Annotated in this window: 11 protein-coding genes; 4 read left to right on the top strand and 7 right to left on the bottom strand. The window is 74.0% G+C overall.

What is annotated here, in order from left to right; genetic code table 11:
* Positions 1–47: 47 nt before the first annotated feature.
* The 6 genes from BMX65_RS27155 to BMX65_RS27125 form a co-directional block, all read right to left on the bottom strand.
* Complete coding sequence (locus BMX65_RS27155; RefSeq protein ID WP_075002986.1) at positions 48–1,502, bottom strand: amino acid permease; 1,455 nt, start codon at positions 1,500–1,502, stop codon at positions 48–50.
* A 164-nt stretch (positions 1,503–1,666) separates the two neighbouring features.
* Positions 1,667–3,214, bottom strand: a complete 1,548-nt coding sequence (locus tag BMX65_RS27150; RefSeq protein ID WP_075002985.1) for an acyl-CoA synthetase — start codon at positions 3,212–3,214, stop codon at positions 1,667–1,669.
* A 130-nt stretch (positions 3,215–3,344) separates the two neighbouring features.
* A complete protein-coding gene (locus BMX65_RS27145; protein WP_075002984.1) occupies positions 3,345–4,445 on the bottom strand; it encodes an NAD(P)H-dependent flavin oxidoreductase in 1,101 nt (366 codons plus the stop codon).
* A 156-nt stretch (positions 4,446–4,601) separates the two neighbouring features.
* Positions 4,602–6,329, bottom strand: coding sequence for a serine/threonine-protein kinase (locus BMX65_RS31740; RefSeq protein ID WP_079172108.1), 1,728 nt, complete (start codon positions 6,327–6,329; stop codon positions 4,602–4,604).
* A 227-nt stretch (positions 6,330–6,556) separates the two neighbouring features.
* A complete protein-coding gene (locus tag BMX65_RS27130; protein WP_075002983.1) occupies positions 6,557–7,756 on the bottom strand; it encodes an acyl-CoA dehydrogenase family protein in 1,200 nt (399 codons plus the stop codon).
* 115 nt (positions 7,757–7,871) lie between these two features.
* Positions 7,872–9,158: an amidohydrolase gene (locus BMX65_RS27125; protein ID WP_075002982.1), complete on the bottom strand. Its 1,287-nt coding sequence runs from the start codon at positions 9,156–9,158 to the stop codon at positions 7,872–7,874.
* A 308-nt stretch (positions 9,159–9,466) separates the two neighbouring features.
* On the opposite strand from BMX65_RS27125, the gene BMX65_RS27120 reads away from it, so the two are divergent.
* The gene (locus BMX65_RS27120; RefSeq protein ID WP_019356234.1) at positions 9,467–9,661 is read left to right on the top strand and encodes a hypothetical protein; all 195 of its coding nucleotides are present in this window, start codon (positions 9,467–9,469) and stop codon (positions 9,659–9,661) included.
* A gap of 101 nt (positions 9,662–9,762) precedes the next feature.
* Positions 9,763–11,412: a hypothetical protein gene (locus BMX65_RS27115; RefSeq protein ID WP_075002981.1), complete on the top strand. Its 1,650-nt coding sequence runs from the start codon at positions 9,763–9,765 to the stop codon at positions 11,410–11,412.
* 169 nt (positions 11,413–11,581) lie between these two features.
* Here BMX65_RS27115 and yczR read toward each other — a convergent pair whose 3' ends face one another.
* Entirely contained in the window at positions 11,582–13,204 is a 1,623-nt protein-coding gene (gene yczR / locus BMX65_RS27110) for a MocR-like transcription factor YczR (protein WP_075003027.1), read from the bottom strand.
* Positions 13,205–13,251: 47 nt separating this feature from the next.
* Between yczR and yczE the strand changes: the two genes are divergently transcribed.
* Both yczE and BMX65_RS27100 read left to right on the top strand, forming a co-directional pair.
* Entirely contained in the window at positions 13,252–13,986 is a 735-nt protein-coding gene (gene yczE, locus BMX65_RS27105) for a membrane protein YczE (RefSeq protein WP_239501882.1), read from the top strand.
* A 40-nt stretch (positions 13,987–14,026) separates the two neighbouring features.
* The gene (locus BMX65_RS27100) at positions 14,027–14,818 is read left to right on the top strand and encodes a glycerophosphodiester phosphodiesterase family protein (protein ID WP_075003026.1); all 792 of its coding nucleotides are present in this window, start codon (positions 14,027–14,029) and stop codon (positions 14,816–14,818) included.
* The last annotated feature ends 38 nt before the right edge of the window (positions 14,819–14,856 follow it).

Here is a 14,856-nt window from a genome sequence, read left to right as displayed (position 1 = left end):
GTTCCGTTGCCGCTCGAACGGGCGCGCTCACATGGCGGGACGCTCCGTCACTCGTCCCGCTTGTCGAAGGAGCCGGGCCGGGTGTCGCCGGGCCGGACGGCCAGCTCGGACTTCCGGTAGGAGTAGCCGAAGTAGACGATCAGGCCGATGAGGAACCACACCACGAAGCGCACCCAGGTCTGCCAGTCGAGGTAGGTGGTCAGCCAGATCGAGAAGATGACGCCGAGCGCCGGTGTGACGGGCATGCCCGGGGCCCGGAAGGTGCGCGGCAGGTCCGGGCGCCGGTAGCGCAGCACGATGACCGCGACGCAGACCACGACGAACGCCAGCAGGATGCCGATGTTGGTCAGCTCGGCGGCCTCCTGGATCGGCAGCAGGCCCGCGATGACGGCGGAGACGACACCCACGATCCAGGTGACGCGCACCGGCACGTGGTGGACGGCGTCGGTCTTGGCGAACCACTTGGGCAGCAGCCCGTCCCGGCTCATGGAGAACCACACCCGGGTGACGCCGAGCATGAAGGTGAACATGACGGTCAGGATGCCGATGATGGCGCCGACGGCGACGACGTCGGCGATGCCGCTCAGCCCGACCGACTTGAACGCGGTGGAGAAGCCGCTGTCGGGGTCGATGTCCCGGTAGTTCTGCATACCGGTCAGCACCAGGCTGACGGCCACGTACAGCACCATGGAGATGGCCAGCGAGTAGATGATCGCCTTGGGCATGTGCCTCTGGGCGTCCACCGACTCCTCGGCGGCCGTGCTCATCGCGTCGTAGCCGAAGACGGCGAAGAAGACCGTCGCCGCACCGGTGAAGGCACCGGAGACGCCGAAGGGGAAGAAGGGGTGCCAGTTGCCGGTCTTGACGTGGAAGACGCCGACGACGATCACCAGCAGGACCACTGCCACCTTGAGGCCGACGACGATCAGCTCGAAGCGGGCCGCGTTCTTGATGCCCCGGGTGAGCAGATAGGCGATCAGCAGGCAGAGCACCGCGGCGAACAGGTCGACACGGTGCCCGGCACCGGTTCCGGGCGCCCCCAGCATCCAGGCCGGCAGGTCGAGGCCGGTCTCGCCGAGCAGGAACGAGAAGTACCCGGAGATGCCGATGGCCACCACCGCGACGATGGCCGTGTACTCCAGCAGCAGGTCCCAGCCGATGAACCAGCCGCCGAGTTCGCCCAGCACCGCGTAGCCGTAGGTGTAGGCGGAGCCCGCCTTCGGGATGAGCCCGGCGAACTCGGCGTAGGAGAGGGCCGCACAGGCGCTGGCCAGCCCGGCCACCAGGAAGGAGATCAGTACGGCGGGACCCGCCTTGCCGTTGGCGACCGTTCCCGCGAGGCTGAAGACTCCGGCCCCGATGATGCCGCCGACGCCGATCGCGGTCAGGTGCCGCAGGCCCAGGGTGCGGGAGAGCTGCTGTCCGGCTCCGCCCTCGGTCTCCTCGATGTGCTCGATCGGTTTGCGGCGCAGTACGCCTTCGCCGCTCCAGAGCCCGGCCATGGGTCCTCCTGCCATCGGTGCGTGTGACGGCGACGCCGCGGGCGCTGCCCACGACGCCCCGTCAGCATCATGGCCGTGCCGGGGAGGGGGGAAAAGTGGCCACGAGGTCCGCGGGGGCCATCACCCCCAGACATACCCGTCTGGCCCTGCGCGGCGGCCGCCGGTCACGGCTGCCGCGCCCGGTCCGCCCAGTACGGCTCCCGCAGCCTGCGCTTGTAGAGCTTGCCGTTGGGGTCGCGGGGCATCTCGTCGGTGAAGTCGACCGTCGCGGGGCACTTGTAGCGCGCGAGCCGGTCCGCGCAGTGCGCCAGGATCGCCGCGGCCAGCTCCGGGCCGGGCCGATGGCCCGGTGCGGCCTCGACGACGGCCTTGACCTGCTCTCCCCAGTCCTCGTGCGGCACGCCGAAGGCGGCGGCGTCCGCCACGGCGGGGTGGGTGAGCAGCGCGGACTCGATCTCGGCCGGGTAGATGTTGACCCCGCCGGAGATGATCATGTCGATCTTGCGGTCGCGGAGGAAGAGGCTGCCGTCCTCGTCCAGAAAGCCGAGGTCGCCGACGGTGAAGAAGTCACCGATCCGGTTCTTGCGGGTCTTCCCCTCGTCCTTGTGGTACGAGAAGCCGCCGGTGGTCATCCTCATGTAGACGGTGCCCAGCTCCCCCGGCCCGAGGCGGCTGCCGTCGTCGTCGAAGACCGCCAGTTCGCTGATCGGCCACGCCCTGCCGACGGTGCCCGGTTTGGCCAGCCACTCCTCCGCGGTCGCGAACGCCCCGCCCCCCTCGCTGGCGGCGTAGTACTCCTCCACGCACCGGCCCCACCACTCGATCATGGCGCGCTTCACATGGTCGGGGCAGGGCGCGGCCCCGTGGATGGCGTGCCGCATCGAGGAGACGTCGTACCGGGCGCGGACCGCCTCCGGAAGCGCGAGGAGCCGGTGGAACTGTGTCGGCACCATGTGGGTGTGCGTGCAGTGGTGCCGGTCGATCAGCCGCAGCATCTCTTCGGGATCCCATTTGTCCATCACCACCAGCCGGTGCCCCAGGTGCAGCGCGGCGGCCGCGAACTGGAGCACGGCGGTGTGGTAGAGCGGCGAGCAGACCAGGTGCACGTTGCCGTCGAAGGGCTTGATGCCGAAGATGCCGAGGAAGCCACCGAGGTGCGTCTCCTCCGGACGCTTGCCGGTGAGGGGCCGCCGGATGCCGCGCGGGCGGCCCGTGGTGCCCGAGGTGTAGTTCATGACCCACCCGCTGGTGCGGTGGGCCGGCGGCTCGGCCGGATGGCCTTCCAGGAGCTGCGCGTAGGGCCGGAAGCCCGCGATCGGCCCCACGGCGTAGCGCCGGTCCGGGGGCAGTCCGGCCTCGTCGGCGGCCGCGCTCGCGGGCTCCGCGAAGCGGGAGTGCGCCAGCAGGACCTTCGCGCCCGAGTCGGAGAGTATCCAGGCGATCTCCGGACCCACCAGATGGTGGTTGACGGGCACCAGGTAGAGGCCGGACTGGGCGGCGGCCAGGTAGGCGGCGAGGAACTCGGGGCCGTTGGGCAGGATCGTGGCGAACGCGTCGCCGGCGCGGAGACCGGCCGCCGCGAGGCCGTGCGTGATCCTGTTGCATTCCGCGTGCAGCCGGGCCGCGGTCCACTCCGCGCCGTCCGGTGCGGCGAGGACCTCGCGCCCGGGGTCGCGCCGGGCCTGCGCCCAGAACCCGTTGGGTGCGTCCACCTCGTTCTCCTCTCGTGTACGGGGCCGGCGCGGGGACGTTCCGCCGGGTGGCCGGGCGGCCGGCCGCCGGGGCCCGCCGTGCCGGCCCCGGGATCAGCGGCACCGCGCCGTCGGCCTCCCGGGGTGCCGCTCAGCGCGCGAGGGCGTTCAGCCGGGCGAGGGCGCGGTCGAAACCGCGGGTGAGGTCGTCGACGACGGCCTGCACCGACCGTTCGCTGTTCATCGAGCCGACGATCTGGCCGACCGGGGTGCCGAGCAGCGGCTCCACCTCGTGCCGCTGGATGCGCGAGGTGGCGTCCGCCACGAGGAGCCCCTGCAGGGGCATGGGCAGCGGGTCCGGACGCCCCTCCGCCGTTTCCCAGGCGTCGGTCCACGCGGTCCGCAGCAGCCGCGCGGGCTTGCCGGTCAGGGCGCGGGAGCGGACCGTGTCGCCGGGTCCGGCGGCCAGCAGTTTGCGGGTGAGCGCCCGGGAGCCGAGATCGGCCTCGGTGGTGGTGAGCCAGACGGAGCCGAGCCAGGCGCCCTGCGCACCCAACGCGAGGGCGGCGGCGAGCTGTTCGCCGGTGCCGATGCCACCCGCGCAGAGCACCGGCAGCGGGTCCACGGCGCGCACCACCTCGGGGGTGAGCACCATGGAGGCGATCTCCCCGGTGTGGCCGCCCGCCTCGTAGCCCTGGGCCACCACGATGTCGATGCCGGCCTCCTGGTGGTGCCGGGCGTGCCGGGGGCTCCCGGCGAGCGCGGCCACCGGGACACCACCGCGGTGGGCCCGTTCGACGACGTCCGGCGGGGGCGGGCCCAGCGCGCTGGCCAGCAGCCCGATCGGATGCTGGAAGGCGACGTCGAGTTGGCTGCGGGCGACGCTCTCCATCCAGCCGGTGATCCGCCAGCCGCTGCGTTCGCTCTCCGGGAGTTCGGGGACGTCGTAGGCCGCGAGGATCTCGCGGACGTAGTGCCGGTGCTCTTCGGGGATCATCGCCTCGATCTCGTCCTCGCTCGCGCCCTCCACCTTCCTGGCGGGCATCACCACGTCCAGGCCGTAGGGCCGTCCGTCGGCGTGCGCCTCCAGCAGGTCGAGGTCGCGGGCGAGTTCGTCGGCCGCGCCGTAGCGCACGGCGCCGAGCACCCCGAATCCGCCCGCCCGGCTGAGTGCCGCGGCGACGGCCGGGAAGGGGGTGAAGCCGAAGATGGCGTGCTCTGCTCCCAGGCGTCTGCTCAGCTCCGTCTGCATGCGCGGCAGGATGCCGCAGGAGTGCCGCGGAGGGAAGACGTTTTCTGATGCAGCGTCAGATATCGGCCGCGGGCGGCCACCCCGCCGGTCGGCCCGTCCGCCCCACCCGGCCCTGTCGACACCCGCACCAGGTCCGCGTGCGCGTGCGCCTGCGGGTCAGCGCCTGCGCGCCAGTTCCCGGTAGACCTCGTCCGCCTCCGAGCGACGGCCCAGCCGCTCCAGGCAGTGCGCCTCCTCGTTCCGGCTGGCCACCGTCGCCGGATCGGCGGAGCCGAGCGCCTGTTCCCGCGCGGAGGCGAGTTGCCGGTGCACCTCCAGCGCCTCCTCCCAACGCCCGAGCCGGCCCAGCGCGTGCCCGAGCTCGTGCCGGACGGCGAGCGTGTCCGGATGGTCAGGGCCCAGCGCCCTGGCACGGCCGGCGGCGGTGCGGGCGTACTCCTCCAGCGCCTCCGGATGGCGCCCCGACCGGGCCAGTGCGGTACCGGTCTCGTGCCGGCTCGCGAGCGTGTCCGGGTGGTACGGCCCGAGCAGCAGTTCGTGTTCGGCGGCGACCGCGCGGTGCACCGCGTACGCCTCCTCCCAACGACCGGCCCGGCCCAGCCGCAGCCCGGCGTCACGCCTGTCCGCCAGGACGGCGAGCCGCTCCCGCGGCGGAGCGCCCCGCGGAGGGACGCGCGCCGGAGCCGGACGGGCGGCCGCCCGGGTGTCCGCCGCGGCCGACGCAGCGGACACCCGCGCGACGCCCCACGACGCCACCGGCCCCCGGAGGGCGGCGGACCCACCGGGACCAGGAGACACGGGGTGTGCTCCGGACGGCCGCCCGGGGCTTCCGCTCCACCACGCGGAGAGCCCGCCGGCCCCGACCGGGGCTCCTTCCGGCGGCGTGCGGGCCGGACGGCCGCCGCCCGCGGGCAGACCGGCGTCCATCCCGCGCGTCCACGGCGGCATCCACAGCGGCGCGATCCCTCCGACCGCGGCCGGTGCGCCGGGGAAGGCCGCCGTACCCCACGTGCCCGTCCATGCACCGGGCAGGTGGGCGCGTGCGGCGGCGAGTTCGTCCGCCAGCCCGGCTGCGGCGCCCGGCCGCTCGTCCGGCGCCTTGGCCAGCAGCCGCAGGATCGCGGCGGCCAGCGGCGGCGGCAGCTCGGGGCGGTGGACGCGCGGCGGTACCGGCGGAGTGTCCCGGTGGCCGACGAGGACCGCCCAGGGGTCGCCGCCCTCGAACGGGGGTGAGCCGGTGGCGATCTCGTAGAGGACACACCCGAACGAGTAGAGGTCGCTGCGGTGGTCGACGGCGGAGTCCGCGATCTGCTCGGGGGACATGTAGTGCGGGGTGCCCATGGCCGTACCGGTGCCGGAGATCCGGGCGGTGAAGCCGATGTCGTGGGCCAGCCGGGCGATGCCGAAGTCGCAGATCTTCACGGCCCCGTCCTCGGACCGCATGACGTTGGCCGGTTTCAGGTCCCGGTGCACGACGCCCTGGGCGTGGGTGTACGTGAGGGCCGCCGCGACCTGTTCGGCCACGTCGAGGACTTCGGCCATCGGGAGCGGCTGTCCCTTGTTGTCCGCCAGCAACTGGCTGAGGTTGCGGCCCTCCAGCAGTTCCATGACGAGATAGAGCAGTCCGTCGTCGTCTCCGAAATCGTGCACGACCGTCACACCGCGGTGCTGGAGCGAGGCGGCGACCCGCGCCTCCCGCCGGAAGCGTTCCCGCAGGACGCGCAGGAACCCCGCGTCGTCGCGCCGCGCCAGCGGCTTCAGGCACTTGACGGCCACGCGTCTGCCCAGCGACTCGTCGCGCGCCCGCCACACTTCGCCCATGCCGCCGCGCCCCACAAGATCGAGCAGCCGGTACCGGCCATGGATCAGGGTGCTCTGCACCATCCCCGTCTCTCGCCCCCGTCGTTGCCGCGTTCTTCCCTCCCCTGTCTGCCCAGTATGGCTGCCTCGTTCCTGCGCGTGTATGCCAACCGATGCCGAGGTGTACGCGTTTGACTGGTTCGATGTGTTACTGACATATACAGATGGTTTCGGTGTCGCGCGTGGGGCGGAAGTTTCCGCCGATGGCGGACTCCCGGCCCGGCCGGACACCGGAGAGCGGCGCCGCCGGCTCAGCGCCGCACGCGCGGCATGCCCAGGCCGATCCAGGAGATGATCTCGCGCTGGATCTCGTTGTTGCCGCCGCCGAAGGTGAAGACGACGGCGCTGCGGTAGCCGCGCTCCAGTTCACCGCGGAGCACCGCACCGGCGGAGCCCTCCTTGAGCGGTCCGGCGGCGCCGACCACCTCCATCAGCCAGGCGTACGCGTCGCGGCGCGCTTCGCTGCCGTAGACCTTGACGGCCGAGGCGTCGTGCGGGGTGAGCGTGCCCTTGTCGAGGGCGTCCACCATCTGCCAGTTGAGCAGCTTCATGGCGTCCAGCCGGGCGTGCGCGCGGGCCAGCCGGGTGCGGACCCAGCCGAGGTCGCTGACGCGGCGGCCGTCGGAGAGCTTCGTCCGCCGCGCCCAGCGCCGGGTGTCCTCCAGCGCGCGGACGGCCGTGGTCCCGTGCGCCGCCAGGGTGACCCGCTCGTGGTTGAGCTGCGTGGTGATCAGCTTCCAGCCGCCGTTCTCCGCGCCGACCCGGCGGCGGGCCGGGACCCGCACGTTCTCGTAGAAGCCCGCGGTGGTGTCGTGCGAGGCGAGGGTGGTGATGAGGGTGCAGGAGTAGCCCGGATCGCTGGTCGGCACGAGCAGCAGGGTGATGCCCTTGTGCGGCGCGGCGTCGGGATCGGTGCGCACCGCGAGCCAGACCCAGTCGGCGGTGTCCCCGTTGGTGGTCCAGATCTTCTGCCCGTTGACGACGTAGTGCCCGGTCTCGGTGTCGCCCTCGCGCACGGCGCGGGTGGTCAGGGCGGCGAGGTCGGTACCGGCACCGGGCTCGCTGTAGCCGATGGCGAAGTCGATCTCGCCGGAGAGGATCCGGGGCAGGAAGTAGTCCTTCTGCTCCGGGGTCCCGAACCGCATGAGGGTGGGCCCGACGGTGTTGAGCGCCATCAGCGGCAGCGGCACCCCTGCCTGGGCGGCCTCGTCGAAGAAGATGAACTGCTCGACGGCGCTCATCCCGCGGCCGCCGTACTCGCGCGGCCAGCCCACGCCCAGCCAGCCGTCCCGCCCCAGCCGCCGCACGGTCTCGCGGTAGAACCGCTTCTGCGCGGCCGGTTCGGCGTCCCGCGGAGGCGCGTCCGGGGGGACGAGCCCGTCCGGGCCGGTGAAGTACTCCCGCAACTGCGCCCGCAGTTCCTGCTGTTCGGTGGTGTATTCGAGGTACACGGTCCCTCCGCTCCACGACGGTGTGCCGGCGGCGGCGCACAGAGTAGAACGTGTTCCACCAGATGGGAATGCCCGCCGCCGGGGCGCAGGGCACCGAACCCGGCGCGAGCACCGGTCAGTCGGGCTTCGGGCGCGGGGCCAGCCAGGCGAGGGCGGCAGTCACCAGGGCCCGTACGCCCGTGTCGAGGGTGGGCTGGACCACGGGCGCGAAGCGCGAACTGTGGTTGCCGGGGATGTCCTGGTCGACGGTTCCGGCGCGCTCCGCCTTCCGGTAGGCGGCCGGGTCGGTACCGCCCAGCCCCCAGTAGGTGGCGGGGCAGCCGAGACCGGCGGGCAGCTCGCCGAAGTCCTCACCGGCGGGGAGCGGGCCGGTGGTCCGGGCACGCTCCCCGAAGTAGGCCCCGAAGGCGCTCGCGACCCGCTCGGTGGCCTCCGCGTCGTTCTCGGTCACGGAGAAGGCGCGGATCGTCTCGAACTCCGCCGGGTCGGCGCCCGAGGCGGCGCACTCGCCCGCGACGATCCGGCGCACCGCCCCCAGCACCCGGGCGCGGGTCCCCTCGTCGAACGTGCGGATGTCGAGCTGGATCTCGGCCCGGTCGGGGATGCGGTGCGGCCCGCTGCCCGCGTGGATCGCCCCGACGGTCACCACGGCGGGCGTGGTCGCACCGGTCTCCCGGGCGACGACCGTCTGCAGCCGGACCACGGTCGAGGCTGCCAGCACCACGGGGTCCACGGCCCGTTCGGGCGTGGAGCCGTGCGCGCCCCGCCCGTGGAAGGTGACCCGCAGGCTGTCGGACGCCGCCATCATGACGCCGGCCCGGGTCAGCAGCGTCCCCGCGGGCGCGGGAAGCACGTGCTGGCCCAGGACGACGTCCGGACGGGGGACGCGCCGGGCGAGGCCGTCGTCGATCATCGCCCGCGCCCCGGAGCCGTTCTCCTCGTTGGGCTGGAAGAGGACGACCAGGGTGCCGCGCCACGCGTCGGTCCCGGCCGCCATGAGGCGCGCGGCACCCAGCAGGCAGATGACGTGGACGTCGTGGCCGCAGGCGTGCATCACCGGCTGCTCAGCGCCGTCCGGGCCGCGGACGGTGTCGGTCGAGGCGTAGGAGAGCCCGGTCCGCTCGCGCACCGGCAGCGCGTCCATGTCGGCGCGGAGCAGGACGGTGGGGCCCGCCCCGTTGTGCAGCACGCCGACGACGCCGGTCCCGCCGACCCCTTCGGTGACCTCGTAGTCGCACTCGTTCAGGGCCTGGGCGACGTGACCGGCCGTGCGGCGCTCCTGGAAGCCGAGTTCGGGGTGCTGGTGGAGGTCCTTGTAGCGGAATTCGAGGCTGTCGCGGATGTCGGGCAGCCCGGTGAGCACCGCGTCCGCGGCGGCGGTCGTGGGGTCCTTCTCGGCCATACGCTCCTGGTCCTCCGGCGGTGCGGGCAGCGGTCCGGCGCGGGACGTCCGCGCCGGGGCACCGGCCCGGTGCGGGCTGCGCGCCGGAGTCCGCAGGCGCGGGAAGCTGCGCTCCCGCGCCCGACGGAGCGCGACGTCCCACGAGTCGGCTGTGTCACCAGTGGGTGCTTCCACCGGAGGCGGTCCGGCAACACGACCCGTTCAGGGGCGTTATCCGAAGAATCACCCACTTGCCAGCTTCATACGATACGTCCTGTCTGTGAAGCTGGTGACGCTCATGGTGATCGTCCCCTACATCAGGAGTACTGGTGATTCTCTCGATCTCGGGCGTCGTACTGCTTGGCTTGATCGTCTTCCTGTTCTTCCGCAAGGACAATCTCAAGGTCTCGCACGCGCTGGTGTGCGCGCTCTTCGGCTTCTACCTGGCGGGCACCGCCATGGCACCCAGCATCAAGGCGGGAGGCGAGAGCCTGGCCGGCCTGCTGGGCGGCCTCAAGTTCTAGCCGCCCTGCCGCAGTCCGCACGGCGGCGAGCCGGGCGGAGGGCCGACGGCCCGGGAGGCCGGCGGGTCCGAGCATCAGTCAGCGGGCCGGGAGGAGCGGGTGTGGGGCGGTGGGCGGTACCGTCACGGCGGCACGCACGCACGTCCGTGCGTGCCGGTACCGACGCGGCGCTCGACGTGCTGCACCCGCTGCTCGTACTCGGCAGGGGGGCCTGCCACCTGGCCGCGAAGGGCCGGAACTGGTGGCTGGGCACACCACGGGAACGGCGGGGTCCCACGCTGTTCGCCGTCGCCGCGAGCGGGGTGCTGCTCTGGCTGCTGCCCTACGGGCCGGTCCTGGCCGGGATCGCGCTGCTGGGCTCGACCGCCTGGTACGGGAGACGGCAGGCCGGACCCGCACCGCCTCGCGCAGCTCCCACGGAGGCGCAGCGGGCGCGGCTGCAGGCGCTGTACGAGGCGCTGGTGCCGTACTTCGCGCCGCCGGGCGCCGCTCCTGCGGAGCCGCTGTACGCGTCCGACGGCGGATGGGAGCGCGCGTTCGAGGAGTTCGCCTTCCGGGACGGACGGATCAGCGGCCTGCTGCTGCGCTATCCGACCTCGTTCCGCGACAGCGAACCCGCCGAGCGGCTGCGGCTCGAACACCTGCTGGCGGCCAAGACGGGCCGTGGCCGCGAGTACCGCTTCTGCTGGGACGAGGAGTGCAACCTGCTGGAGATGACGGCGTTGGAACCCCTGCCCTGCGGAATCCGTGCCCAGCCGTTCCGGACCGCGCCCGGCGAGGCCGTCCTCGGCTTCACGGACGGCGACGAGACCGGCAGGACCCTGCCCGTCCGCCTCTCCGGCGAGGACAGCGAGGACAGCGAGGACGGCGAGCTCGACGTACCGGCGGTGGTCTGGCGCACCGGGCCGCGCTCGGCCGAGCCGCACCTGCTGGCTGTCGGCACCCCCGGGGCCGGCACCAGCACACTGCTGCGCTCGCTCGCCCTCCAGGCCCTCGGCCGCGGCGAGGTGCTGCTGGTGGACGGCGACGGGGGCGGCGAGTTCGCCGCCTTCGCGGCTCGGCACGGGGTGCTGGGGGTGGAGTCCACCCTGCCCGGAGCGCTCGCCGCGCTGGAGTGGGCGGCGCGCGAGACGGAACGGCGGCTGCTGGCGGCGGGCCGCTCGCGGCAGCGCGGCGCACGCTCGCCTCAGGAGGCGCCCCGACCGCTGTGCGTGCTGGTGGACCGGCCCGCCGTCCTCAGCCACCTCGCCCGCTCCCGGGGCCTGGCCGACCCGCAGGAGCTGCTGCGGACCCCGCTGCGGCACGGCCGCGCCGCGGGGGTGGCCGTGGCGGTGGCCGAGCAGTTCGACGGTTTGGACGAGCTGTCCGAAGCGGTCCTCGCCTGCACCCGCGCCCGGGTGGTGCTGGGCGCCGTCACCCCCGGGCAGGCGGGCGGCGTGCTGGGCCGGGCGCCGCAGACGGGACCGGCGGCCACAGGACCGGCCGCCGAGGTGCCGCGGGGCCGGGGCTTCGCGCGGCTGGGCGACGGACCGGTGCTGCGGCTCCAGGTGCCCGCGACCCCCGATCCGCGGGACGAGACCGCGGACGAGGCCGACCGGATCGCCGTCCAGGAGCTGCTCCCCGCATCGGTGCGCACCCCGGTGCGGGAACCGGCGGGGCCCGCGGCGGCCGAGGCGGCGGCCGCCGCGTACGGCGAACCGCGGGAGTCCGGCGGGACGGTACCGCTCCCGCCCGCCGGTCCCTTCTCGTAAGTCCCGTCGGTCTCGCAGATCTCGCAGGACCTCGCAGATCTCGCAGGCTCGCAGGTCCAGCAGGAGGCCCGGCAGCTCCGTCCCGGCTCCCGGCCGCGAGGACCCGCCGGTCCCGCACACGGGCCCGTCCCCTCCCGCAGGGCGGCAGGGGCAGTCCGCCGAGGAGGCGTCAGGCCACGTAGGAACGCGGCACGTCGGAGGGGGTGGGCGCCCCGGAGCGCACGAGTTCGGCGGCGGCGGCCAGCCGGGAGGCCGCCTCCCGGGCCAGCGGTTCGGCGATGGTGAAGGGCAGCCGCACGAATCCCTCGAAGGCGCCGTCCACCCCGAACCGCGGCCCGGAGGGCACACGTACCCCGAGCCGTTCACCGGCCTCGGCGATCCGGGATCCGGACAGGCCGCCGGTACGCACCCACAGGGTGAGGCCGCCGTGCGGGACGGTGAACTCCCAGTCGGGCAGGTGGTCGCGGAGCGCCGCCGTCAGCGACTCGCGGTTCTCCCGGGCCCGGGCCCGGCGCTCGGTGACGGCCTGCTCCCAGCCCGTCCCATTCAGCAGTTCGGCCACGGCGAGCTGTTCGAGCACGGGGCTGCCCAGGTCGACGTAGGCGCGCGCGGCGGTGAGGCCGCGGATCACCTCGGGTGCGGCCCGGATCCAGCCGATCCGCATCCCGGCCCAGATGGACTTGCTCACGGAGCCGACCGTGATGACGGCCGAGCCGCCCGGGTCGAAGGCGGCCATCGGCCGCGGCATCTCCAGGCCCGGGGAGCCGGTGCTCGGCGTGCCGGTGGCGCCGGGCGGGCCCAGCGGCAGGTCGGCCATGGTCTCGTCGGCGATCAGCACGGTCCCCGAGGCGCGGGCCGCCGCGACCAGTTCGCGGCGCTGCTCGGTGCCGGCCAGCGCACCGGTGGGGTTGTGGAAGTCGGCGACGACGTACGCGAGCCGGGGTGCGGATTCCCGCAGTGTGCGGTGCCAGGTGGGCAGGTCCCAGCCGGCCAGGTCGTCGGCCATGGGGACGGGGACGAGCCGGCCGCCGGTCTCGCGCAGGAGTTGCAGGACGTTGGCGTACGAGGGGTGTTCGACGGCGATGCGCTCGCCGCGCGGCACCAGCATCCGGGTCAGGGCGCCGACGCCGCCCAGCGCACCGGTGGTGACCATGATCTGCTGCGGCATCGTGGGCACGCCGAGTGCGGTGTAGCGCTCGGCGAGGGCCTCGCGGAGCACGGGCAGCCCGGCCGGGTAGTCGCCGTGGGTGTGCGCGTACGGCGGGAGCGCCTCCAGGGCGCTGCCGAACGCCTCGTTCATCACCGGCTGGGCGGGCAGCGCGGCACAGCCCAGGTCGATGACGGTGCCCTCGTTCTCCGGCGGCAGCGGGTGGAGGCCGCGGGTGGGCAGCGGGTTGCCCGCGGGCACGGTCGTCCAGCTCCCCGAGCCCCGGCGGGACTCCAGGAACCCGTCCGAGCGCAGCGCCTCGAAGGCGGCGGCCACGGTGGTGCGGCTGACCGAGAGGGCCGCGGCCAGTTCCCGCTCGGCGGGCAGCCGGGTGGCGACGGGGATGCGCCCCTCCAGGACGAGCATCCGCAGCCCCTCGGCCAGCGAGCGGTAGGCGGGCAGCTTGCGGACCGCCTGTGCCGGGTGCGTGCCGAGGCCCGTGCCCGGGGTTTCGACGGTGGCTGCCGGGTCCGCTGCGGCCGCGGTCGGGCGGGCCGCTCCGGGGCCTTCCCGTCGCACGCTGTGCTGCGAGCCGAGGAGCCGCGCGAGCTGAGCGGCCCCCACGGCGGAGTTCCAGTGCGCCATCTTGCGGTCCACCTCTCCTGGATTGGCCGTTCAAATGGCCTGCTTCCATGCCACAGAGTGCCACGAGACAGTCCAATGACACGAGAAGGGGTAGATCTTTGTCCCATTCGAGGGGTTCTGACAGGCATCTGGTCCGTCGGCTCACGCAGCTCTACGTGGGTCTGGTGCTGTACGGGGCGAGTGCGGCGCTGATGGTGCGCGCGGGGCTGGGGCTGGACCCCTGGGACGTCCTCCACCAGGGCGTAGCCGAGCACACCGGACTGTCCATCGGCACCGTGGCGATCATCGCCGGGGCCGCGGTGCTGCTGCTGTGGTGGCCGCTGCGCGAGCGCCCGGGCCTGGGCACCGTCTCCAACGTCTTCCTGGTGGGCCTGTCCATGGACGCCACGCTGTGGCTGCTCCCGCACCCGGAGGCGCTGGCCTACCGGATCCCGCTCCTGGTGGGCGGCGTGGTGCTGAACGGCGCCGCGACCGGGCTCTACATCTCGGCCCGGTTCGGACCGGGACCGCGCGACGGCCTGATGACCGGGCTGCACAAGGTGACCGGCCGCTCGATCCGGCTGGTGCGGACCGCGATCGAGCTCGTGGTCCTGGTCGTCGGCATCCTGCTGGGCGGCTCGGCCGGTGCGGGCACGGTGCTGTACGCGCTGGCGATCGGCCCCCTCGCCCAGTTCTTCCTCCGCCTCTTCGCCGTGCCGGGCGGCGCCGGGGGCTCGCACGTGGTGGCCGGCGGCGGCAGGAAGGAAGCGCGCGGCGGTGCGCCGGCGGACCGCAGGCGGTGAGCCGACGGCGGACGGGCGCGGCTGCGGCGATACTGCCGCAGTGACGAGAGCGAGAGATCCCCGCGGCCGCCCCGGCCACCCCTTCCTGGACTCGGCCGTGCCGCTGGCCTTCGCGCACCGCGGCGGCGCGGCGGCCGGCCTGGAGAACACCCACGCGGCCTTCGCCCGTGCGGTGGAGCTGGGCTACCGCTACCTGGAGACGGACGTGCACACCACGGCGGACGGCGCCCTGGTGGCCTTCCACGACACCACCCTGGACCGCACCACCGGCAGCGGGGGCCGCCTCGCGGAGCTGAGCTGGGCCGAGGTGAGCCGGGCGCGCGTGGCCGGGCGCGAGCCGGTCCCGCTCCTCGCCGACCTGCTGCGCTCGTTCCCCGGTGCGCGCTGGAACATCGACGTGAAGTCGGACGGGGCGCTCGCCCCGCTGCTGGAGCTGCTGGCGGCCGAGAACGCATGGGACCGGGTGTGTGTGGGCGCCTTCGCCGAGGCGCGGGTGGCCCGGGCGCGGGCACTGGCGGGGCCGCGGCTGCTGACCTCGCTGGGCACCCGCGGAGTGCTCGCGCTGCGGCTGCGCTCCTGCCGGCTCCCGTGGCGGCTGCCGTCCGGCGCCGGATGCGCGCAGGTGCCCGAACGGCACGGGCCGGTCCGGGTGGTGGACCGCGCCTTCGTGCGGGCGGCGCACGCGCGGGGCCTGCGGGTGCACGTCTGGACGGTGAACGACCCCGTCCGCGCCGCGGCGCTGCTGGACCTGGGCGTGGACGGGATCATGACCGACGAGTTGGAGATGCTGCGCGAGGTGCTGGACGCACGGGGCTCCTGGCCCCCGGACTGAACCGCGCCGCCCGGACGGCACCGGCCCCGCACCGCGTC

It is taken from the genome of Streptomyces qinglanensis (assembly GCF_900111245.1).
GTDB classification, from domain to species: domain Bacteria; phylum Actinomycetota; class Actinomycetes; order Streptomycetales; family Streptomycetaceae; genus Streptomyces; species Streptomyces qinglanensis.
The sequence above is the reverse complement of the archived record's forward strand: the minus strand, read 5'-3'. Positions and strand labels throughout refer to the sequence as shown.